The following is a 19,992-nucleotide window of genomic DNA, read 5'->3' on the forward strand; positions in this document are numbered from 1 at the left end:
TTGAAAGCCTCCTCCCAGTGAATGTGCTGATCGTCGATGACAACGAAGCCGCGGCAGACCTGCTGCAGGAACTGCTGACGCTGCAGGACCATACCGCCCGCTGCACCTACACGGCGCAGCAGGCCATGGATGCAGCGGCGGAGGAGCGCTTCGATGCGGCGCTCATCGACCTCACGCTGCCCGACTTTCCCGGCACCGAGGTGGCGCGGCGGCTGCGTTCGGCCGCCGCGGACCGCGGCCCTCGGCTGCTTGTCGCCATTTCGGGGTTTTCGGAGGAAGAGGCGGCCGGCGCCGCAACGCAGAACCTGTTCGACCACCACCTGCAGAAGCCCATCGACATGGGCGAACTCTCCGCCATCCTGTCCGCGCCGCCGCGCTGAGCGCGGCACCTGGCCGCTCAGTCCCGGTCTTCGTATTCCCGGTCGTTGTCCCACTCGTCGCCGTTTGGCGGGCGGTAGGGGTAGCCCGGGCCGTAGTAGATCCGTCCGGGCGGCGGTGCATAGACGGGCGCCGGCCGGTAGTACACGGGCGGCGGCGGACGGTAGTAGACCGGCGGGGCCGGCGCGTAGTAGATCGGTGCCGGATAGTAGGCAGGCGGCGGGGGCGCGTAGTACGGCGCCGGGTAGCCACCCGCCCCGATCTGCACCGACCAGCTTCCGCGCGCGCTGGCCACGCCCGCGGCGAGCAGCGCACTGGCCGCAATCGCGCCAATGGCCACCCATTTGAAGACTGAAGAACGCTTGTTTTTGAATTTCACTGCAGCTCCCTTGAGAGGGTGCTGACGACCAGCACCCATGGTGGTTGCAACGCCCGAAGCCCTTTGCGAGTGCACCTGCCGCCTCGCCGGATCGTTGCCAAACGTCACTGCGCGGCGCGTGCCGCTCAGCCCGTGATCTCGCGGTGCGAAAGCTGCACCTCGGCGCCGGCCGTATTGAAGGCGATCGTCGGCGCGGTGAAATCGCTCAGCGGCGCGCCCAGGCCGATCTCGCCGCTTCCGTGCAGCACGCATTCCTCGCGCCTCAGCGCCACCTCCTGGCTCGGCCCGCCGTTGCCGTGAAACCGGACCCAGGTGCCGTAGGTGCTCAGGTCGGTCAGCACGCAACTGCCATGCCGCAGTTCGATGCGCGCATGCAGCCGGGAGACGCGCGGATCGTTGACCACGAACTGCGCATCGCGAACGCGCCCGAGATGGATCGGCAGTTCTTCGGTGCGGAAGGTGGAACGCACGTCGAGCCACGCCAGCTCGATCTGGCCCATCGAGGAATCGGGCAGCCGCAGCGGCGTCAGCGCGGCCGGCAGCGTGAGGAACGAGGTCATTTCCTCCTGCCAGTCGATGCGGTGGACGGCCGACATCTCGCTGCGCCCGCGGATGGTGATGAGCCCCAGGTCGCGATGCCGGACGCCGGTTTCGCCCAACTGCGCAATGGCTGCATCGGTGGCCCAGATCTGCCCCGGTCCCGCCAGGTCGCTCAGGCGCGACGCCAGGTTGACGGCATCGCCGAAGCAGTCGCCCTCGACCTCGACCACCTCGCCGCTTGCAACGCCGATCTGCAGCGCCATGCGCAGCGGCACAGGCCAGGTCATGAGGCGTTTCTGGTGATAGCGCTGCAGTTCGATCACCGCCTGCATGGCGGTGGCCGCGTTCGAAAAAATGGCGAACACGCCATCGCCGAGCGACTTCACCACCCTGCCGCCGTGCGCCTGGCAGACGCCGCCGATCCATTGGGTCAGCCGCGTCACCGTATCGGTGGCGCGCGCATTTCCCATGGCTTCGAAAACCCTGGAGCTTCCGGTCAGGTCTGCGAATACGACTGTGGAATTGACGTCCATGCTGTGACAGCGGCCTGTTTATATTACTTTTGTACTCATATCACTACGGAGGCTTTAAGTGCAACGTAAAGTGTGTTGTTTACAAACAAGAAACAGTGTTTCAGAACTTGTGAATCGGGCGTCCGAGGCTTAAGGTAGCGACCGTCCTGGCCCCCGGCAATACGCCTTTAGTCCACATGCAGACTCTTCGTCGTTTTTTCCGCCTCCTCGGAATTCCCGGTATCGGGTCTCCCCGGGTGGGAGAGAACCAGCTGGGACGCATCCGGGCCGCCATGCTGTCGGTGCTGCAGGCGCACGGCGGGCACTCGGTCCAGCGCGTGGCGCAACGCGTGCGCTTTGCGTCCGACGTGGAAGCGCTCTGGTACCTGCGGCAGGACGTGATGGTTGCGCTGAGCGCCATCGACGGCGAAGCCGCTGCCCGCCGCCAGATGAAAGCCATCAACAGCATGTTCAAGGGCGGCCTGCCCGGCTCGATGGGCCCGCGCGCCCATCAGCGCTTCACCCACTGAAGGATAGCGCGGCGCCTCGCGTTCAATGCGCATGGCCGTGGTCATGGTCATGGCCGTGGTCGCCATGCCGGTGGCCCCACACCATGAAGACGTCGCGCCCCTCGGCCGCCAGCTCGACCTTCGCGCCCACGGGCAGCAGCACCTTGGTCGGCACGTGCCCGAAAGGCAGGCCCGTGAGCACGGGCACCTTGAGGGTGGCGCGCAGCCGGTCGACCACCGCATCGAATCCGAAGCCGCGGTCGTAGCCCGGCACCTTGCGCATGCCCGTGAACTGGCCGAAGACGATGGCGCGCTGCCTGGCCAGCACGCCGGCCATGCGCAGCTGGTCGAGCATGCGCTCGATGCGGTAGGGATGCTCGTTGGTGTCCTCGATGAACAGCACGCCCTTCTCCACCACCGGGAAATAAGGCGTTCCGAGCAGGCTCGCGAGCACGCACAGGTTGCCGCCCCACAAGGTGGCGTCGTGCACGGGCTTCACCTTGAGGCCGGCATCGCGCACCGGCATGCGCCAGCCGGTGCCTTCGCCCTGCCCGCTCACCAGGTCGTCGAAGCAGGCTTCCATGATGTCGTCCGCGCCGCCTTCGGCACCGAAGTCTTCGCCGACCGCGGGACCGGCCCAGGTCACGGCGCCGGTCTTGGCGAAGAGTGCGCACTGCAGCGCGGTGAAGTCGCTGAGGCCGACGAATTCGGTGCCGCGCCCGATCGCCTTGGCCACGGCCTTGTATGGAATGGCATCGAGGATGCGCGTGAGCCCGTAGCCGCCGCGTGCGATCAGCGCAATGTCGGCGCCGCTCGCGGCAGCGCGGCTGATGGCAGCGAGACGCGTGGCGTCGTCGCCTGCAAAGCGCTGGTACGCGGCCAGAGCCGTTTCGTCGACCTCGACTTCGTAACCCAGGGCCTTGAGTCTTGCCACGCCGCGCCGGAAGGCGGCCTTGTCGCGAATCGCGCTGGAGGGGGAATAGATGTAGATGTGTTTGCTCACGGCGTCGAGTATCCCATTGCGTTGCGCACCTCCTGGGCGAGCAGCGCGGCCTGCTGCGGGCTCGGGCCCGACGACGACGCCACGGGCCCGAGCGCACGCAGCGCGGCCTGGTAGCCGCGGTCGGGGAACGGCGCGCGCCATGCATCGCCCACCGGCTCGCCGCCTTCGGGCGCGAGCAGCACGGCTGCAAACAGGCTGCCCTTTTCGGCATGCAGCCGCGTGGCAAGGCCGGTGGCCGCGGCGCTGTGCACCAGCACCATCGGCGGCGGCTGCAGGCGGTCGAGCCATTCGCTCAGGACCTGGCAGTGCCATTCGATGCGGTGCGCCGCTTCGCGCTTGGGCTTGTCGCTCTTGCCGAAGCCGATCAGGTCGGGCACCAGCGTGCGCAGCCCGGGCGCGCCGACGAGGTGGCGAAAGAAGTAGCCCCATTCGCCCGGACCATGAAGGCAGAGGCAGGCGGCGGCCGAGCCGTCCTGCGGACCCTCGTCGAGGTAGTGCATGCGCCAGCCTTGCAGGCTGGGCAGGTCATGGACATAGCGCGGCTCGAAGGCGTAGCCGGCGAGCGCGTCGAAGCGCCCGGGCGGCGTGCGCAGCGCATCGTCGCGCAGCGGCTCGGCCTGCGTGCGCGCTGCATCGCGGCGCTGCTGGAAGAAGCCTTGCAGCAGCGCGCTGCACTCCGGGGCCAGCACGCCGCCCTGCACTCGCGTGCGATGGTTGAGGCGGGGTTCGGCAAAGAGGTCGAGCACCGAGCCGGCCGCGCCGGTCTTGGGGTCGGCCGCGCCGAACACCACGCGCGCAAGCCGCGCATGCAGCATGGCGCCCGCGCACATCGCGCAGGGCTCCAGCGTGACGAACAGTTCGCAGCCGTCGAGCCGGTAGTTGCCGAGCGCGGCGGCGCCGGCGCGCAGTGCGTTGATCTCGGCATGGGCGCTCGGGTCGTGCTGCGCGACCGGCGTGTTGCGCCCGGTGGCGACGAGTTGCCCGTTCCTGACCAGCACCGCGCCGACCGGCACTTCGCCCGCCTCGGCCGCGAGGCGCGCCTCGGCCAGCGCGAGCGCCATCCAGTGCGCATCGTCCATGGACTTGGAAGCGGGCTCAGTTGTCATCCGGCATCTTGCGCGCCTGCGCCGCGGCGTCGAGCGCGTCCTTGACCTGTTGCTGCACCTGCCGGGCCTGCGTGCGCGCATCGGCGGGCGCCTCGCCGGATGCGGGCGCGGCGGCACCGGGCACCGACGGCAGCGCAGGGGCCGCCACGCTGGCCATCTGCTTCTTCGCGACCACCCCGGCAATCACGAGCGCCAGCAGCAGTCCGACCAGTCCGAACATGCGCATCTCAGCTTCTTTCCGCCACCGGTGCTTCGGCCGTCATGCCGAGGCGTTCCATCCACACGGCCAGCGCCTTCTCGTCTGGCGTGCCGGCGCTGTAGACGGCATGCATGGCGGCATGCGATTCGCGCCGGTGCTGGTTCAGCTTGACCTTGCATTGCAGGGCACTCACGCGCAGCTCGAACCCGACGATGCCGGCCAGCATCTTGAGCTGGAACTCCTCGCCCAGGTCGCGCCACTGCTGCGCGTAGCCGGGCTCGTGCTCGCCGATGAGCTTCTTGAGCAGCGCATCCTTGGCCGCGGGCTCCTCGATCAGCCGGGCCTGGACGGTGCAGTGCACCACCAGGTAGTTCCATGTCGGCACGCGCGCGAGGTCCGGATAGACCGAGGGCGACAGGTAGGCATGCGGCCCCAGAAAGGTGGCCACCGCCTGCGGCCGCGCCTGCAGATGGCGCCAGTGCGGGTTGGGCTTGGCGCAGTGGCCCAGCAGCACCAGCTGGCCGCCCTCCTGCTGCTCGGCCACCAGCGGCAGGTGGGTGACGTAGGGCAAGCCCTCGTCGTCGTTCGAGATCAGGCTGGCAAAGGAATGCGCACGCATCAGCTCCAGGGCGATGGCCGGGTCCTTGGCATTGAATTGCGGCGGCATGTACATGGGGCAATTTCCTCGTGGTGAGGCTCGATTGTCCCCGAGCCGCCCTATCTTGCGCGCGGCGCTTCCAGCAGCTTCACCATGGCCGTGTAGCCGCGGGCGCGGGCCAGCTGCAGCGGCGTGTTGCCCTGCCGGTCGGCCAGTGCAAGGTTGGCGCCGGCATCGATCAGCGCGGCCAGCGTGCGCTGGTGGCGCGGGCCGCCATCGCCCAGCACGATCGATTCGATCACCGCCGTCCAGTGCAGGTTGTTGACGTGGTCGAGCGGCGCGCCGGCCGCGATCAGCTGGCGCACCACTTCGTCATGGCCCAGGTGCGCGGCGGCAATGAGCGCGGTGCCGTCGTAGCGGCTCGTCACCTGCCCGGCTTTTGCGCCGAGCGACAGCAGCAGTGCGAGCGTCGCGGCATCGTCGGCCACCGAGGCGATGGTGACGGCGTCGTAGCGGTCGTCGTCGAGCAGGTCGAGGTTTGCGCCGGCCTTGGCAAGCAGCTTCACCGCCTCGCGCTGCCGGGCATGCGTGGCAACGTGCAGGGGCGTGCGGCCCCGCGCATCGCGCGCGTCGAGATTGGCGCCGGACGCAACCAGGCTCTTGAGCTTCGGCAGGTCGCCATGCCAGGCCGCCCGGTGCAGCCCTTCATAGGCCAGCAGCTCGGCGGCCTGCGGCGGCACCTGGGCCGACACACCGGCCGATGCGCCCAGCCCAAGCGCGACCGCCAGCAGCCCGGAGCAGATGCCGTGCTTCATCATCAGCCCAGCTGGCCCTTGGCCTTCTCGATGGCAGCGTTGGCGCACTGGTCGTCCAGGTGGCCGCCCGGCGCACCGCCGACGCCCACGGCGCCGATCACTTCGTTGCCCGACTTCACCGGCACGCCGCCGCCCAGCAGCAGGAAGCCCGGCAGGTACACCAGGTTGGCGGCGCCGGGGTTCTTCTGCGCGCCTTCCATCATGGCCTGCGTCGCGCCCTTTGCCGATGCCGAGGTCCATGCCTTGCGCTCGCTCGATGCCAGCGTGTGCGGGCCGGCGTTGTCGGCACGCTGCACGGCACGCACGGTGCCGGCGCGGTCGACCGCGGTGGCGGCCACGTTGTAGCCGTTGGCGGCGCAGGCGGCCACGGCTTCGGCCGCGATCTGGTTGGCCAGCGCGAGCGAGATGTTCTTCTCGGTGCGCACCGCGGGTGCGGGCGCCTGGGCCTGGACGGCCGATGCGGCAAGCAGGATGGCGAGAGCGCCGAAGCGAAGGTTGGAACCCATTTTTCGTTTTCTCCAGTGGATGCGAGGTGATGGCCACGGCGGTTGCCGGCGGCTGCGCCACTGTAGGAAACACCGTCCGCCGAGGCCATTCGTACGGCTACGCCCGGTGCTCCGTAGTTCTACGGAGCGCCCGCTTTCAGTCTTCGCCGGCCACCAGCACCGCGTAGCGCCGGATCAGCTGCGCGAGCGAATCGCAGTCGAGCTTGGCGAACAGGTTGGCGCGGTGCGTCTCGACCGTGCGCGGCGACAGCGCGAGCGTGCGCGCGATCTCCTTGTTGGTGAGGCCCTGCACGATGAAGGCAAGCACTTCGCGCTCGCGCTCCGACAGCTGTGCCACGCGCTCGCGCGCCGCGTTGTCGGCCTGCGAGCGTTCGCGCGAGCGCACATGCTGGCGCACCGCCTGCTGCAGGGCTTCGAGCAGCTGTTCATCGTCCACCGGTTTCTCCAGGAACTCGGCCGCGCCGGCCTTGAAGGCGCGGCGGCACATCTCGACCGTGCCGTGGCCCGTGAGCATGATCACCGGCTGGTCGACGCCCTGCGCCATGAGCCGGTCGAGCACCGTGAGGCCGCTGATGCCGGGCATGCGCACATCGAGCACGATGGCGCCGACGCTCGCGCGGTCGAAGCCGTCGATGAAGGCCTGCGGATCGGCCCAGCCCTGCACCCGCAGGCCGACCGTGCCGATCAGCAGCGACAGGCTGTCGCGCACCGCCTGGTCGTCGTCGATGAGATGGATCAGCGGCGATTGCGGCTGGTGGGCGGCCGAGGTGGTGTTCATGCCTTGCCTTCCGTCGACGCGGCCACCAGCGGCAGCAGCAGCGTGAAGCGTGCGCCGCGCGGCAACGCATTGGCTGCGGTGAGGCTGCCGCCCATGCCGCTCGCCAGCGTTTCGCTGAGGCTCAGGCCAAGGCCCAGGCCGCCCTCGCGCGTGCTGAAGAAAGGCTCGAAGAGGCGCGGCATGGCCTCGGGCGCGATGCCGCGTCCGTTGTCGGTCACGGTCAGCACGCCCTCCTGCCCATTGCGCCCGACCGAAACAGAAAGGCGGCGTTCGGACGCAGGCACCAGGTCGAGCGCCTGCAAGGCGTTCATCAGCAGGTTGTGCACGATCTGCTCGAGCGCCACCGCTTCGGCCTGCACGCGCACCGGCGCCTGCGCGGTGGCGTCGAACTGCGCCGCCACGCCGCGCTGCGCGAACTCGGGCGCCAGCAGGTGCATGGCGCTGCGCACCACCTCCTGCAGCACCAGCGGCTTCACGTCGCCGCCAGCTTCGGGGCGTTCGATGACGCGGCGCAGCCGGCCGACCACGCCGGCCGCGCGGCGCGCCTGCTCCACGGCCTGGCCCATGGCATTGCGCGCCGTGGCCAGGTCGGGCGGATCGTCGTCGAGCAGCCGGCGTGCGGCCTGGGCATTGGCCAGCACGGCCGTGAGCGGCTGGTTCAGTTCGTGCGCCAGCCCTGCCGAGAGCTCGCCCAGGGCATTGAGCCGCGCCACCTGGCCGAGCCGCAGCAGCTCTTCGGCCCGGCGGCGCGCGATGCGCTGGCGCTGCGCAGTCCACAGGCCCGCCAGCAGCAGCGCCGCCGCCGCTGCCCAGCCTGCGATGCTGCGCCACGGCAGTTCACCCCAGCCCACATGGCGCTCGGCCACAAGGTCGAAAGGCTGGCTCGACGAGGCCAGCGGCTTGGTCAAGCCGAAGCGCCAGCCACCCGCGTCCGCTTGCGCCGCCTGTCCCGGCTGCAGCACGAACTGCTGCGCGCCGCGCTGCAGGCTCACGCGCACCGGGCTCTGCTTCGGGTCCATCGGCCAGTCGCGCCACGGCACCGAGCCGGCCAGGTCGATCTCGAGGACGTAGCTGATCGGCGTGGCGCCCATCACGAGTTGGTAGCGGCCCTGCGCGAGGTCCAGTCCCGCCAGTTCGGCACGGCGCTCGCTGCGCGAACGCGCTTCCGCAGCGGCCAGCGCGCCGGCCTGCTTCTCGTCGGGCCAGGCCTGGTCGCGCTCGCGCCGCTGCACGCGCAGGATCGACGGATAGACCGATGGCAGGCGCTGCTCCGGATGGTCCGCACCGTCGCCGGGTTCGAGCAGCGCGAGCGTGGCCAGCACAGCGTCGTATTGCACCACCTGCTGGCTCATGAGCCGGTGCGCGATGCGCGCATCGGTCTCGAAATCCTGCTGCAGCTGCGCGAGCTCGGCGCGCGCGAGCCACACCGCGCCCACGGCCGTGAGGACCAGCCATGCCAGCCACCAGCCACCCTGCGTGCGCAACCACTGTTTCATGGCGCGGATTGTGCCCGTCGCGGCGCAGCCTCCCGATGTTGGCCGAGAATGCGGCCCCAACATGGCTGATGAAGTGCAGGACTCCCTTTTTCCCGATCTTCCGCGCCCACCCGAGGCGCCCTCCAGTGTGCCGCCGGAGGCCGAGGTCGAGCCGCCCGCGAAGAAGAAGCCGCGCGGCGCCATCGTGGCACCGGTGCCCGCCGACCCGGTACTGGTCGAGCTGGCCGCGGCGCTCCCGGCCGGCCTGCGGCTCGGCACTTCATCGTGGAGCTATCCCGGCTGGGCGAACCTGGTCTGGGATGGCGACTACGCTGAAACGGTGCTGTCGAAGAGCGGTCTGTCCGCGCTCGCCCGGCATCCGCTCTTTCGCACCGTGAGCCTGGACCGCAACTTCTACCGCGCGCTCACCGCCAGCCAGTACGCGCGCTACGCGGCCATGGTGCCCGACGACTTCCGCTTCGTGGTGAAGGCGCCGAGCCTCGTGACCGACGCTACGGTGCGCGACGAAAGCGGCCGCGGCACGCAGGCCAACCCGGTGTTCCTGAACAGCGAGATCGCGGTCCAGGAGTTCGTGCAGCCGGCGCTCGAAGGCCTCGGCCACCGCATCGGCGCGCTGGTGTTCCAGCTGAGCCCGATCCCTGCGCAACTGCTGGCCGACCAGCCCGCGCTGCTCGCGCGCATCGGCGAAATGCTCGAAGCCTTGCCCGGCCTGAAGCCGACGGCGCCCGATGCGGTGATCGCGGTCGAAGTGCGCGACCCGCAGCTGCTCTGCCCCGCCTTCGCCGACATGCTGCGCAGCGTGGGCGCCACCTTCTGCATGGGCCTGCACGCCAAGATGCCGCCGATCGAAGACCAGCTGCCGATGCTGCGCGCGCTCTGGCCCGGGCCGCTGGTGTGCCGCTGGAACCTGCACCGCCGCCACGGCCGCTTCGGCTATGAAGATGCGGAAAAGCTCTACGGCCCGTTCGACCGGATCGTCGATCCCGACCCCGAGACCCGCGAGGCCCTGGCCCGCGTGATCGCGGGAACCACCGGCGCGGGCCAGCTGGCCTACGTCACGGTGAGCAACAACGCCGAAGGCTGCGCGCCGCTGACGATCGCCTCGCTGGCGCGCGACATCGCCGGCCTGCCGAAGCGCTAGCTGCCGCGGCCCGCGTCGCCCTTGGCTGCCACCGTCATCTCCAGCTCCACGCTCGCATTCTTCGGCAGCGCATGGACGCCGACGGCCGTGCGCACATGCACGCCGGCCTCGCCGAACACGCGGTGCAGCAGCTCGGAGGCCGCATCGGCCACTTCACTCTGCTGCGTGAAATCGGCCGTGCATTGCACGAACACGCCAACACGCAGCACCTTCTCGATGCCATCGAGCGAGCCCAGTTCGCGGCGCAGCAGCGACAGGCAGCGCAAGGCGCAGATCTGCGCGGCCTCGCGGGCCTTGCCGAGCGAGACCTGGTCGCCCACGCGGCCGGTGACGACCACCGTGGTGCCCACGCGCGGCACCTGGCCGCTGGTGTAGAGCGTGCGGCCGTCGCGCACGACGGGGATGTAGTTGCCGCCGGCAACGAGTTCGCCTTCGAAGCTGTGGCCCAGTTCGGCGGCGATGCGCTCGGCAATCTGGTCTCGGGTCTGCAATGTCATTCTTGGCTTCCGTTCAGCGAAGCCTCATTGTCGCCATCCGATCATCGAAGAACAGATACAGATCGCACAGGCGCGATGCACAACAGACGATCCGTCACGCCTCAGGCCGCCCCGTTCGAAGGCCACCGCCCCAGCACCTCATGGATGCCTTCGCCGACGTGGCTTTCGATCAGCGAGAACGAGTCGGCCATCCACCGGACCGGCTCGACCAAATGCGGCTCGATCTTGCGCGGCGTGTAGGCCAGCGTCATGTGGGGCGTGAAGCCGCGCTCGGGTTTGAAGCCCGCATCCGCCAGCGCCTCGCCCAGCCGCTGCCTGAATGCTGCAAGCGCCGAGGTGCCGCTGCCGCCGCCGCACAGCACGAAGGCCTTGCTCTGCTCGAAGCGCATGGCCTCGTCGAACACCACCTCGAACGACGGCGGCGCCACGGCGGCGGCGGCCTCCAGGGCGGCTTGCACCTTTTCGCGCGGCACCGCCGGAAAATGTCCGAGGTGATGCAGCGTGACGTGCAGGCGATGCGCCTCGGTCAGCTTGCCCTTGAGCGCGTGCCGGTCCTTCAGGCGCGTCGCCAGCGCGGCAATCGACGCGGCGTCTTCGGGGCGCGGAAAGATCGCGAAGAAGAGAGAGCGCGGCAGGCGCTCCTTGGGTGGTGCGGTGCGGCGTGCACGGCGCAATGGCGGCGGCGCGGGATCGATGCCTGGGAGTAGCAGCTGTTCGGGCATGGGGGATTTCGGATTCACCGGTGCATTCAAACACGGCCGGGTACCGTTGACCCGCACGCGGAACTCGGCGCATGCTGCACGGCTCTGACCTGCCATGAACGCCCTACCCGCACCCGGCCTTTCCCGGCGCACCGTCGCCGCAGCGCTCGTCGCCATGCCCGCGCTCTGGCTGGGCGCCCGCGCGCAGCCGGCGGCAAGCCGGCTCGCAACGCCTTCGCAGACCGAGGGGCCCTTCTATCCCGTCCGCCTGCCGCAGGATTCCGACCATGACCTGCTGCGCAACGGCACGCTGGACTACCGCGGCGGCCAGCCGGCCTGGGTCGACGGGACGGTGACCGACCTGGGCGGCAGGCCGCTGCGCGGTGCGCAGGTCGAAATCTGGCAGTGCGATCAGAACGGCCACTACCACCACCCCGGCGACGGCGACCGCGCCGACGCCGCCTTCCAGGGCTTCGGCCGCGTCACGGTCGGCGAAGACGGCAGCTACCGGTTCCGCACCATCCGCCCGGTGCCCTACAGCGGCCGCACACCGCACATCCACGTCAAGGTGAAGCTCGGCACGCGCGAACTGCTGACCACGCAGCTCTACGTGGCCGGTGACCCGGGCAATGCGCGCGACTACCTTTGGCGCAATCTTCCCCAGGCTGCGAGGGAAGCCGTCACAGTGCCTTTCGAGCGCGGGCCGGATGGGTTGCAGGCGCGCTTTCCGATTGCCGTTGCGGCCTGAGGGCGCCCGCCGCTGCTGCTGGTGCCTGCCGTCGCCGCGAGGGAACCAGAGTGCGCCAGGCAATCACGCAGGACGTGACGCACAGCCCGATCCCCAGCAGCGAGAAGCCCAGCACCAGCGCATGGCGCAGCCAGGGGCGCGCGAGAAGCGGCGCGAAGTCCAGGCTGTGCAGGCCATGGTAGAGAACGCGCTGCCATCGGCCCGACGCATCGCTGCGCAAAAGAATGCGCGCCGACGCAGGGTCTGCGAAGGCCGCCACTCCGTCGGCCCAGTCGGCGCGCCACACGGGCAGCGGACGGGTATGGCGGGTGTTCGGGTCCGCTGCATCGCGTGCGTAGTACAGATCGTCGTACGAATCGATGCGGCGCACCGCGGGAGCGCCGGCCTCTGGACGCAGCGCGGCCAGCAAGGCCTGCACGGTGGCCGCAGGCAGCGCGGCAATGGCCTGCCCCGGATCGCGCGTGTCGGCACGCACCAGCAATTGGCCTTCGGCAGATTGCAAGCGATACCACGGCTGCCCCGCAACGTGCAGCAGTTCCAGTTCACGCGCCGCAAGGCCCTGCCGGTTGGCCTGCCTCAGCGCCTCGGCCGGATCGAGCCGCGCCTCGGCCGGCGCACCGGCCCAGCGCACGCGCTCGTCCGCCGTCGCTCCGCGCGCTGAAAACACGCCGAACGGATTCATCGACAACAAGCCCGAACAGATCCATGTGAGCGTGAAGATGCCCGCCGCCAGCCCGGCGATGTGATGCCAGCGCAGCCAGAACTTGCGGTAGGGAATCCAGCGCGAACGGTTCAGGAAGAGTTGCCAGGTGCCAAGCACCACGCCGCTCAGCGCCAGCAGCGTCGCGGGAAGCGAGAGCCACACGACGGCGTGGTGCCAGGCGGCGGGGAACTGCCGCAGCACGGTCGGATAGATCCAGTGCGGCACGGCACCCAGCCAGTTCCAGAAGCGCTCGGCACGGCGCGTGTCGCGCACGACCTCTGCCGCGTCCGGCGAAACATAGAGCTCCAGCCCGTCCTCGCCAGCCAGCGCGACCTTCACCAGCGGCCGGTAGGGATCGAGGCCCTGCGGCACGGTCCATTGGTCGCGCTCCAGACGCTCGGTGTGCTGCGCGCGGCGCCCGCTGAAGGCTTCGGCCACCGCGGCCGCCTGCGAATCTGCAAGCGGCGGCCGCAAGGCGCCGCTGCGCGCGTCGAGCGTTCGCCAATGGGGCGCAGCAGCGCCCTGCTCTTCATGCGCCAGCAGCCGCCAGACCGGGTCCGCACCTGCCATGCCCAGGCGCGCCTCGCTGAAGCGCAGGCCGGCGCGCCGAGCCGCCTCCTCGGCGGTCAGGCAGCACCCTGGCGGCAGTTGCAGCGAGGGCAAGGCCTGCAGGCGTTCCACGGATGTGAGGCTCGGGAACGGCACGAAGTACAGGACGACGCCGCTCGCAAACCACATGAGGAAGAACAGCGCAAGCACCACGCCCAGCCACTTGTGCAGAAAGATGAGCGCCTTCTTCATGGCGCAATTGCCAGCCGCACGGCGTCGATCATTCAGAAGCGCGCACGCGCCGTCAGCTGCACCGTGCGCGGCGCTCCCAGCAGCCAGCGCACGTTGCCGGTGCCCGAGACCGCGTAGTCGCGGTCCGTCAGGTTCTTGACGGCCAGGCTGAAATCGAGGCTGCGCGAATACTCGTAGGCCAGCGACACATCGAACACCGTGTAGGCCGGCAGGCGCGCCGTGTTGGCCGCATTGGACTGCCGCGCGCCAACGTAGCGCGCACCGACGCCCAGCTGCCACCGGGGCTGGAAGCGATAGGCCGTCCACAGGTTGGCCGTGCGTTCGGGTACGCCGACGGGGATGTTGCCCGCGCGGGAGACAGCACGCCCGCCGACCGCTTCGTTGAAGTCGTCGTAGCGCGCACGCAGCAATGCCGCGTTGGCGTCGACCGTCCAGCCGGGCAGCGGTTCGGCCGCCACGGCCAGTTCGATGCCGGTCGACGATTGGCGCCCGACCTGCTGGGTGCTCGTGGGATCGCTGGCATCGCGGGACATCAGGTTGCGCTTCTCGATGCGGTAGAGGGCCAGCGTCCATTCGCCCTTGATGGCCGGCAGGCTGCCCTTGGCACCCACTTCGAGCTGCCGGCCCTTGGTCAGGTCGAAGGAGTTTCCACCATTCGGAAGCGACAGCGCACCGCTCAACGGGTCGGTGCCCGTTCCGTACTGGCCATAGAAGGAGACCGCATCGCTGGGTGTCCAGACCGCGCCGATGCGGCCCGTGACCGGGCTGTATGTCTTCGAAAGATGGGCACCGGTGCGCAGATCGTTGTTGTCGAGCCGCATGCGGTCGCTGCGCAGGCCGGCCACGAGCTTCCAGCCGGGCGCGAGTTCCAGCGCATCCTCCGCGAAGAGTGCCGTCGTCTCCAGGGCCGAACGGCGTCCCGGAAGCGTTGGCACCGGGCTGATGAAATGGCCCGGTGCAAAGAAGAACGGGTCGACCGTGCTCGCGCCGCCATAGGGCGAATTGTTGGTGTGCAGCAGGGTCGTGCGGTACCAGTCCAGCCCGGCGACGAAGCGGTTCTTCAGGCCGCCGAGCTGGCCGTCGAAGGTGGCATCGAAGCGGTTGCCCGTCTGCTCCTGGTCATGCAGGATCTCGATGTAGTCGCTGCGGCCGACCCGCGTGCCGGTCTTGTTGAAGGCATAGGCCTCCGCGTTGCGCCAATGGCGCGCGGACGCCAGGTGGTAGAGCTCGTTGCGCAGCTGGATGCCGTCGCCGAGCTGGTATTCGGCCTTGGCGCGCCACATGCGGTCGTCGTACTTCACGACCGAATCGTCCACGTTGAAATTGGTGCGCCGCAGCCGGCCGTCGAGCACGCCATCGAGAAGCGGCGTGCCGAAGTAGCGGGCGTCGTCATTGCGGCCGCCATCGAACGACAGCGTCAGCTTGAGCGCGCTGCTCGGACGCGCCGCAAGAGCGAGCGCGTAGTTCTGCCGGTCGTAGTTCTCGAAGCGGCGAAAGCCATCGCTCGCGCCCGCGTCGATGTAGACGGAATAGGCCAAGGTGTCATTGATCGGCCCACGCAGGCCGACGCCGCCTTGCCGGGTGCCAAAGGAGCCCAGGCTCAAGAAGGCTTCGCGCTCCGTGCGGTCGAAGCGCGGCTGCCTGGTGATGTAGTTGACGGCCGCGCCGATGGCGCCGTCGCCAAAGAGCACCGAGGCCGGCCCCCTGAGCACCTCGACCGACTCGAAGGGCCAGGTGGAGAACGGATAGGTCACGGTGCCGGACGCAACCACCAGCCGGGTACCGTCGACCAGTTGGGCCACCGAGTTGTGCCCCGCAAAGCCCCGCGCCACCAGGCTGGTGCCACCGTTGCCGGGCGCCGGCGCTTCGCTGACGCCGGGAAAACGAATGGCGACATCCTGTGCACGGGCCAGGTTGCGTTCGGCGATGTCGGCGCTGCCCAGGCTGCTGACACTGGCCGGCGTCTCGCGCGGTGCAAGGCCCAGGCGCGAGCCCGTCGCGTTCGGCAGGTCGAGGCCCAGGCTGCTGCCGGGAGCGGTTTCGCCGGCCGATACTTCGACGGCTGGCAAGGCGGCCTGGGCGCGCGATGCGACCGGGTGCATCGCCAGGCCGGCGATGCATGCCATGGCGCGCATCGCCCTGTGGCGGCGGTTCGATGGGCATGGTTTCATGCTGCTGCGGCTGCCAGGCATTGTTCAAGTCCCTGCACCAGCACATCCTTGGGCAGCTGCTTGCCGATGAAGACGATGCGGCTGTGGCGCGGCTCTCCCTCTTTCCAGTTGGGGCCGGCCTCGGTGCCCATCAGCATGTGGACGCCTTGCAGCACCACGCGGGTGTCCAGCCCGACCACTGCGATCACGCCCTTGTAGCGCATCAGGTGGGTGCCGTAGATCCGCAGGATGGCGCCGAAAAAGTCTTCCAGCCGCGCCGCGTCGAAGGGCCGTTCGGCACGAAACACGAAGCTGGAAACGTCGTCATCGTGCTCGTGGTCCACGTCGGTCAGGAAGTCGGGCTCGATCTCCAGGATGGCGTTCAGGTTGAACCCGCGGATGTCGAGCAGCTGGTCGATCGGCGCCTGGCCGAAATGGGCCGCGGTGATCGGCGCACGCGCATTCATGCGCAGCAGGCGCTGCTCGAGCGCCCTCACCTCGTCGACCGACACCAGGTCGGTCTTGGACAGCAGGATGCGGTCCGCAAAACCCACCTGCTCCTGGGCTTCATGGTGTTCGTCCAACTGCGCCATCGCATGCTTGGCGTCGACCAGCGTCACGATCGCGTCGAGCAGGTAGGCCTGGCTGATCTCTTCATCGACGAAGAAGGTCTGCGCCACGGGCGCGGGGTCGGCCAGCCCGGTGGTCTCGATGATCACGCGGTCGAAGCTCGCACTGCCGCTCTTGCGGCGCGCCGCCAGCTCGCCGAGGATGCGCACCAGATCGCCGCGCACGGTGCAGCAGATGCAGCCGTTGTTCATCTCGATGATCTGCTCGCCCTCTTCCTGCACCAGCAGTTCGTTGTCGATGCCGGCTTCGCCGAACTCGTTTTCGATCACGGCAACCTTGTGGCCGTGCTGCTCCTTCAGGATGCGGTTCAGCAGCGTGGTCTTGCCGCTGCCGAGGAAGCCGGTGAGGATGGTGACGGGAATGAGGCTCATGGATGACTGTGATTGAAGGTTGATCGGGCGCCCGGCAAGCTCAGCGCTTTGCCGAGAGCGCCGAGGCAATGGTTGTGGCGTTGTGCGCGAACAGCTTCAGGTAGGTGTCCGCTTCGGTCCCCGGTGCCGACAGCGCGTCGGAATAGAGCCGGCCGCCGACGATGCCCCCGCCTTCGCGCGCAATGCGCTGGACCAGGCGCGGGTCGGAGATATTCTCGACGAACACCGCGCGCACACCCTCGCGCCGGATCTGGTCGATCAGGCGCGCAACCGAGGCGGCGGAAGGCTCGCTGTCGGTGTTCATGCCCTGCGGCGCAAGAAACTCGATGCCGTAGGCCGCACCGAAATAGCCGAAGGCATCGTGCGAGCTGATCACGCGGCGATGCTGGCGCGGCACCGCGTCGAAACGCGCGCGAACCTCGCGGTCGAGCGCCTGGAGCCGCTCGATGTAGCTCGCGCAGCGCTGGCCGATCTCGGCCGCGAAGGCCGGCCGTGCGCGCGCCATTGCATCGCGCAGGTTCGCGGCATAGCGCTGGGCGTTGGCAAGGTCTTGCCATGCGTGCGGATCGGGTTCGCGGCCTATGCGACGCACCGGCACGCCCTCGCTGGCCACGACGACGGGACCGCGATAGCCGGATGAACGCACCAGGCGGTCCATCCAGCCTTCGAATGCCAGTCCGTTGACGACGACCAGTTCGGCATTGGCAAGGCGCCGCGCATCGGCCGGGCTCGGCTGGAAGACGTGCGCGTCGGAATCCGGGCCGACCAGGGCCGCGACTTCGACCGCGCTGCCGCCGATCTCGCGCGCCATGTCGGCAAGGATCGAGAAGCTCGCGACAACGCGCAGCGGCCGTGGTGTGGTGGATTGCGCAAGCACTGGCAGCGGCAGCGCGATGAGCGACGCGGCGAAGAACCGGCGGCGCGCGGGGTTCGATGGAAAGTTCATGTCAGGTCTCCCGCTGGGCCGCCCCAAGGGAGGCCTGCGCCCCCTCGGGGGGCAGCGAATACACGAAGTGATGAGCGTGGGGGTTCATGTCAGGCATTTCGATGAGAACGCGAGCGCAGGAACCGGGCGAGCAGTCCGCCGTTCGGGCCGAAGGCCAGCGACAGCAGGTAGGCCGCGCCCGCCACCAGCACGATCGCAGGCCCCGACGGCCACTGCGCATGGAAGGACAGCAGCAGCCCGGCAAAGCCGGACAGCAGCGCCATGCCGGCTGCAACCAGCGCAAGGCTCCAGACTTCGGCGGCCCAGAAGCGCGCCGCGGTGGCCGGCAGCATCATCAAGCCGACCGCCATCAGCGTGCCCAGAGCCTGGAAGCCCGCCACCAGGTTGGCAACCGTAAGAACCAGAAAGACGCCGTGCACCAGCGAACCGGGCCCGCCCACATTGCGCAGGAAGCCCGGGTCGAGGCATTCCACGAGCAGCGGCCGATAGATGACCGCCAGCACGACCAGGGTCAGGCTCGCGACGCCGGCCATCAGCAGCAGCGCCGCATCGTCCACAGCAAGGATGGTGCCGAAAAGCATGTGCATCAGGTCGACGCTGCTGCCGTGGGTCGACACCAGCAGCACGCCCAGCGCGAGTGCGATCAGGTAGAAGGCCGCAAAGCTCGCGTCTTCGCGCTGCGACGTGACGCGCGTGACAAAGCCTGCGGCCAGTGCCACCGCGAGCGCCGCGAAGAACCCGCCCGCACTCATCGCCGCCAACGAGAAGCCGGCAAACAGAAAGCCGAGCGCCGCGCCTGGAAGCAGCGCGTGGCCCATCGCATCGCCCATCAGGCTCATGCGCCGCAACACGAGCAAGGTACCGATCGGCGCACTGCCCAGGCCGAGCGCCAGCGTGGCCACCAGCGCGCGGCGCATGAAGCCGTATTCAACGAAGGGCTGGACCAGCAGAGCCCCAGCGTTCATGACACAACCTCCGCGCTACGCGCTGCGGTATTCGCCTTGGGAGCGGCCCGGCGGCTCATGCAGCCTCCTTGCAGACAGGCGCATCCTCGTCCCACGCCTCGGCCATCTGGCGCGCGCGGAACAGGTTTTCGGCATGCAGCACTTCGGCCGTCGGCCCCCAGGCCACGCAGCGCCGCGCCATGAGCAGGGTGCGGTCGAAATGCAGGCGAACCTGCTCGAGGTCGTGCAGCACGGCAATCACGGTGCGCGCCTCCGCGTGCCAGCGCGCGACCACGGCGAGCAGGTCGGCGGTAGTGCGCGCATCGATCGCATTGAACGGCTCGTCCAGCAGGATCACCGGTGCGTCCTGCAGCAGCACGCGCGCAAAGAGCACGCGCTGGAACTGCCCCGCCGACAGCTCGGCGATGCTGCGGCGCTGGAAGCCGCCAAGGCCGACGGCCTCCAGCGCGTCTCCCACGGCATCGCGCTGCCGCGCGGCGATGCCCTTGAAGCAGCCGAGCCGTCCCCAGTGTCCGAGCGCCACCAGGTCGAATACGCGGATAGGAAAGCTCCGGTCGATCTCGGCCTGCTGCGGCAGCCACGCGATGCGGTCGCGCGAGGCGCCATCGAAAGAGACCCCGCCCTCGGCCGGCCGGATGCGTCCCATGATCGCGGCAAGCAGGCTGGTCTTGCCCGCACCGTTCGGCCCGACGATGGCGGTGAGCGAGCCCGGCGCAAACTCTCCCGACAGGTGATGCACGGCCGGGTGGCCGCGATAGGCCACCGTGAGGTTGTTCAACCGGATGGCGGGAGGAGGCATCGGCACCCCGCTCATTTCAGCGCCCAACCGACAGCCAGCCACAGCGCCGCGGCCAGCATCAATGCGCCCGCCACGCGCACCCATGCGCTGGCCATCAGCAGGCACTGCTGCTTCTCCGACAAGGCATTGCGCACTGCTTCACGTAGGCGGGTCTGATGTTCCATGCCTCGACTATATTGCAATTGCGAATGCATTCCCAATAACTCACTTGAGTCTCTCGTGGCCTTGATATCAAAGATGCTTTCGCCCTAAACTGGATTGAGACCCGAAATGGAGGTGAGCGATGCCTGAAACGACAAAGTGGCGCGACGGTGTAACGGTTGTGCGGGGACGGAAACTGGACTTGGTCTTGCGTGACCCATCGGGAACTGGACGTGCAACTGCGCTCGATTTCTCTGGCACCGGAGGGCAAAAAACCTGGATTGGCACAGTGACCATCCAGCCCAGTGCGAAAACGGGACTGCACCATCACGGTCGCCATGAAGTAGCCATTTATGTGCTCAAGGGCCGCAGTGAAATTCGGTGGGGCGACCGACTCGAATTTGCGGCCGAGGTGTCTGTTGGTGACTTTGTCTACTTCGCCCCTTACGTGCCACACCAGGAGCTGAACCTCAGCGACCGCGAGGCCGTTGATTTCTTGGTTGTGCGCAGCGATAACGAAAGAATCGCCATCAAACTCGACGGCGTGCCCGTCGATCGGCCGGAGATGGTGTTTTAGCGG

Annotated in this window: 24 protein-coding genes; 5 read left to right on the forward strand and 19 right to left on the reverse strand. The window is 68.8% G+C overall.

The features are described 5' to 3' along the window. Window positions 1-17 precede the first annotated feature (17 nt). Window positions 18-380, forward strand: coding sequence for a response regulator (locus tag RZE77_RS14235; RefSeq protein ID WP_319438039.1), 363 nt, complete (start codon window positions 18-20; stop codon window positions 378-380). 17 nt (window positions 381-397) lie between these two features. On the opposite strand, the gene RZE77_RS14240 is transcribed toward RZE77_RS14235, so the two are convergent. Beyond that, on the reverse strand, window positions 398-757 hold the full coding sequence (locus tag RZE77_RS14240; RefSeq protein WP_319438040.1) for a hypothetical protein: 360 nt from the start codon (window positions 755-757) through the stop codon (window positions 398-400). 125 nt (window positions 758-882) lie between these two features. Then, complete coding sequence (locus RZE77_RS14245; protein WP_319438041.1) at window positions 883-1,830, reverse strand: adenylate/guanylate cyclase domain-containing protein; 948 nt, start codon at window positions 1,828-1,830, stop codon at window positions 883-885. Window positions 1,831-2,066: 236 nt separating this feature from the next. Between RZE77_RS14245 and RZE77_RS14250 the strand changes: the two genes are divergently transcribed. Then, complete coding sequence (locus RZE77_RS14250) at window positions 2,067-2,339, forward strand: hypothetical protein (RefSeq protein ID WP_319438042.1); 273 nt, start codon at window positions 2,067-2,069, stop codon at window positions 2,337-2,339. Between the two features lie 22 nt (window positions 2,340-2,361). On the opposite strand, the gene RZE77_RS14255 is transcribed toward RZE77_RS14250, so the two are convergent. The 8 genes from RZE77_RS14255 to RZE77_RS14290 form a co-directional block, all read right to left on the reverse strand. Next, window positions 2,362-3,321 (reverse strand): LD-carboxypeptidase, encoded by a 960-nt coding sequence (locus RZE77_RS14255; protein WP_319438043.1) that lies wholly within the window; start codon window positions 3,319-3,321, stop codon window positions 2,362-2,364. Next, entirely contained in the window at window positions 3,318-4,427 is a 1,110-nt protein-coding gene (gene tadA / locus RZE77_RS14260; RefSeq protein ID WP_319438044.1) for a tRNA adenosine(34) deaminase TadA, read from the reverse strand. Before tadA ends, RZE77_RS14255 begins: the two co-directional genes overlap by 4 nt. Continuing rightward, a complete protein-coding gene (locus tag RZE77_RS14265; RefSeq protein ID WP_405545831.1) occupies window positions 4,417-4,647 on the reverse strand; it encodes a hypothetical protein in 231 nt (76 codons plus the stop codon). Before RZE77_RS14265 ends, tadA begins: the two co-directional genes overlap by 11 nt. A 7-nt stretch (window positions 4,648-4,654) precedes the next feature. Then, window positions 4,655-5,299 carry an FMN-binding negative transcriptional regulator gene (locus RZE77_RS14270; RefSeq protein ID WP_319438046.1) on the reverse strand — a complete coding sequence of 215 codons (645 nt, stop codon included), beginning with the start codon at window positions 5,297-5,299 and terminating at the stop codon, window positions 4,655-4,657. Between the two features lie 44 nt (window positions 5,300-5,343). Continuing rightward, entirely contained in the window at window positions 5,344-6,042 is a 699-nt protein-coding gene (locus RZE77_RS14275; protein ID WP_319438047.1) for an ankyrin repeat domain-containing protein, read from the reverse strand. Continuing rightward, entirely contained in the window at window positions 6,042-6,545 is a 504-nt protein-coding gene (locus RZE77_RS14280; RefSeq protein ID WP_319438048.1) for a GlcG/HbpS family heme-binding protein, read from the reverse strand. The genes RZE77_RS14275 and RZE77_RS14280 overlap by 1 nt, the downstream gene beginning before the upstream one ends. A gap of 136 nt (window positions 6,546-6,681) precedes the next feature. Then, on the reverse strand, window positions 6,682-7,323 hold the full coding sequence (locus RZE77_RS14285) for a response regulator transcription factor (RefSeq protein WP_319438049.1): 642 nt from the start codon (window positions 7,321-7,323) through the stop codon (window positions 6,682-6,684). After that, window positions 7,320-8,819, reverse strand: a complete 1,500-nt coding sequence (locus RZE77_RS14290; protein WP_319438050.1) for a sensor histidine kinase — start codon at window positions 8,817-8,819, stop codon at window positions 7,320-7,322. The genes RZE77_RS14285 and RZE77_RS14290 overlap by 4 nt, the downstream gene beginning before the upstream one ends. Window positions 8,820-8,880: 61 nt before the next feature. Here RZE77_RS14290 and RZE77_RS14295 point away from each other — a divergent pair, with 61 nt between their 5' ends. Then, complete coding sequence (locus RZE77_RS14295; RefSeq protein WP_319438051.1) at window positions 8,881-9,960, forward strand: DUF72 domain-containing protein; 1,080 nt, start codon at window positions 8,881-8,883, stop codon at window positions 9,958-9,960. Here the strand turns inward: RZE77_RS14295 and RZE77_RS14300 are convergent. Both RZE77_RS14300 and thpR read right to left on the reverse strand, forming a co-directional pair. After that, on the reverse strand, window positions 9,957-10,457 hold the full coding sequence (locus RZE77_RS14300; protein ID WP_319438052.1) for a RidA family protein: 501 nt from the start codon (window positions 10,455-10,457) through the stop codon (window positions 9,957-9,959). The two genes, RZE77_RS14295 and RZE77_RS14300, sit on opposite strands and share 4 nt — an antisense overlap. Before the next feature lie 101 nt (window positions 10,458-10,558). After that, window positions 10,559-11,179, reverse strand: coding sequence for an RNA 2',3'-cyclic phosphodiesterase (gene thpR / locus RZE77_RS14305; RefSeq protein WP_319438053.1), 621 nt, complete (start codon window positions 11,177-11,179; stop codon window positions 10,559-10,561). 94 nt (window positions 11,180-11,273) lie between these two features. On the opposite strand from thpR, the gene RZE77_RS14310 reads away from it, so the two are divergent. Further along, window positions 11,274-11,906 (forward strand): dioxygenase family protein, encoded by a 633-nt coding sequence (locus RZE77_RS14310; protein WP_455685318.1) that lies wholly within the window; start codon window positions 11,274-11,276, stop codon window positions 11,904-11,906. On the opposite strand, the gene RZE77_RS14315 is transcribed toward RZE77_RS14310, so the two are convergent. The 7 genes from RZE77_RS14315 to RZE77_RS14345 all read right to left on the reverse strand — a co-directional run bounded on the left by RZE77_RS14315 (window position 11,839) and on the right by RZE77_RS14345 (window position 19,435). Next, window positions 11,839-13,410, reverse strand: a complete 1,572-nt coding sequence (locus tag RZE77_RS14315; RefSeq protein WP_319438054.1) for a PepSY domain-containing protein — start codon at window positions 13,408-13,410, stop codon at window positions 11,839-11,841. The genes RZE77_RS14310 and RZE77_RS14315 overlap by 68 nt on opposite strands. A gap of 32 nt (window positions 13,411-13,442) precedes the next feature. Continuing rightward, on the reverse strand, window positions 13,443-15,536 hold the full coding sequence (locus tag RZE77_RS14320) for a TonB-dependent receptor (RefSeq protein ID WP_319438055.1): 2,094 nt from the start codon (window positions 15,534-15,536) through the stop codon (window positions 13,443-13,445). Window positions 15,537-15,577: 41 nt separating this feature from the next. Further along, the gene (locus RZE77_RS14325) at window positions 15,578-16,561 is read right to left on the reverse strand and encodes a CobW family GTP-binding protein (protein WP_319438056.1); all 984 of its coding nucleotides are present in this window, start codon (window positions 16,559-16,561) and stop codon (window positions 15,578-15,580) included. Between the two features lie 40 nt (window positions 16,562-16,601). Next, window positions 16,602-17,507 (reverse strand): metal ABC transporter substrate-binding protein, encoded by a 906-nt coding sequence (locus RZE77_RS14330; protein ID WP_319438057.1) that lies wholly within the window; start codon window positions 17,505-17,507, stop codon window positions 16,602-16,604. A gap of 89 nt (window positions 17,508-17,596) precedes the next feature. Beyond that, on the reverse strand, window positions 17,597-18,472 hold the full coding sequence (locus RZE77_RS14335; RefSeq protein ID WP_319438058.1) for a metal ABC transporter permease: 876 nt from the start codon (window positions 18,470-18,472) through the stop codon (window positions 17,597-17,599). A gap of 55 nt (window positions 18,473-18,527) precedes the next feature. Continuing rightward, the gene (locus RZE77_RS14340) at window positions 18,528-19,271 is read right to left on the reverse strand and encodes a metal ABC transporter ATP-binding protein (protein WP_319438059.1); all 744 of its coding nucleotides are present in this window, start codon (window positions 19,269-19,271) and stop codon (window positions 18,528-18,530) included. A gap of 11 nt (window positions 19,272-19,282) precedes the next feature. Then, window positions 19,283-19,435: a hypothetical protein gene (locus tag RZE77_RS14345; protein WP_319438060.1), complete on the reverse strand. Its 153-nt coding sequence runs from the start codon at window positions 19,433-19,435 to the stop codon at window positions 19,283-19,285. Window positions 19,436-19,554: 119 nt separating this feature from the next. Between RZE77_RS14345 and RZE77_RS14350 the strand changes: the two genes are divergently transcribed. Continuing rightward, window positions 19,555-19,989: a cupin domain-containing protein gene (locus RZE77_RS14350; protein WP_319438061.1), complete on the forward strand. Its 435-nt coding sequence runs from the start codon at window positions 19,555-19,557 to the stop codon at window positions 19,987-19,989. Window positions 19,990-19,992 lie beyond the last annotated feature (3 nt).

This window comes from Variovorax sp. SPNA7 (assembly GCF_033807855.1).
Lineage (GTDB): Bacteria > Pseudomonadota > Gammaproteobacteria > Burkholderiales > Burkholderiaceae_C > Variovorax > Variovorax beijingensis.

Coding starts and splice junctions, on each gene's coding strand:
- RZE77_RS14245 (WP_319438041.1), bottom strand. CDS start 1,830: ATGGACGTCAATTCCACAGTCGTATTCGCAGACCTGACCGGAAGCTCC.
- tadA (WP_319438044.1), bottom strand. CDS start 4,427: ATGACAACTGAGCCCGCTTCCAAGTCCATGGACGATGCGCACTGGATG.
- RZE77_RS14265 (WP_405545831.1), bottom strand. CDS start 4,647: ATGTTCGGACTGGTCGGACTGCTGCTGGCGCTCGTGATTGCCGGGGTG.
- RZE77_RS14270 (WP_319438046.1), bottom strand. CDS start 5,299: ATGTACATGCCGCCGCAATTCAATGCCAAGGACCCGGCCATCGCCCTG.
- RZE77_RS14275 (WP_319438047.1), bottom strand. CDS start 6,042: ATGATGAAGCACGGCATCTGCTCCGGGCTGCTGGCGGTCGCGCTTGGG.
- RZE77_RS14280 (WP_319438048.1), bottom strand. CDS start 6,545: ATGGGTTCCAACCTTCGCTTCGGCGCTCTCGCCATCCTGCTTGCCGCA.
- RZE77_RS14285 (WP_319438049.1), bottom strand. CDS start 7,323: ATGAACACCACCTCGGCCGCCCACCAGCCGCAATCGCCGCTGATCCAT.
- RZE77_RS14290 (WP_319438050.1), bottom strand. CDS start 8,819: ATGAAACAGTGGTTGCGCACGCAGGGTGGCTGGTGGCTGGCATGGCTG.
- RZE77_RS14295 (WP_319438051.1), top strand. CDS start 8,881: ATGGCTGATGAAGTGCAGGACTCCCTTTTTCCCGATCTTCCGCGCCCA.
- RZE77_RS14300 (WP_319438052.1), bottom strand. CDS start 10,457: ATGACATTGCAGACCCGAGACCAGATTGCCGAGCGCATCGCCGCCGAA.
- thpR (WP_319438053.1), bottom strand. CDS start 11,179: ATGCCCGAACAGCTGCTACTCCCAGGCATCGATCCCGCGCCGCCGCCA.
- RZE77_RS14310 (WP_455685318.1), top strand. CDS start 11,274: ATGAACGCCCTACCCGCACCCGGCCTTTCCCGGCGCACCGTCGCCGCA.
- RZE77_RS14315 (WP_319438054.1), bottom strand. CDS start 13,410: ATGAAGAAGGCGCTCATCTTTCTGCACAAGTGGCTGGGCGTGGTGCTT.
- RZE77_RS14320 (WP_319438055.1), bottom strand. CDS start 15,536: ATGGCATGCATCGCCGGCCTGGCGATGCACCCGGTCGCATCGCGCGCC.
- RZE77_RS14325 (WP_319438056.1), bottom strand. CDS start 16,561: ATGAGCCTCATTCCCGTCACCATCCTCACCGGCTTCCTCGGCAGCGGC.
- RZE77_RS14330 (WP_319438057.1), bottom strand. CDS start 17,507: ATGAACTTTCCATCGAACCCCGCGCGCCGCCGGTTCTTCGCCGCGTCG.
- RZE77_RS14335 (WP_319438058.1), bottom strand. CDS start 18,472: ATGAACGCTGGGGCTCTGCTGGTCCAGCCCTTCGTTGAATACGGCTTC.
- RZE77_RS14340 (WP_319438059.1), bottom strand. CDS start 19,271: ATGCCTCCTCCCGCCATCCGGTTGAACAACCTCACGGTGGCCTATCGC.
- RZE77_RS14345 (WP_319438060.1), bottom strand. CDS start 19,435: ATGGAACATCAGACCCGCCTACGTGAAGCAGTGCGCAATGCCTTGTCG.
- RZE77_RS14350 (WP_319438061.1), top strand. CDS start 19,555: ATGCCTGAAACGACAAAGTGGCGCGACGGTGTAACGGTTGTGCGGGGA.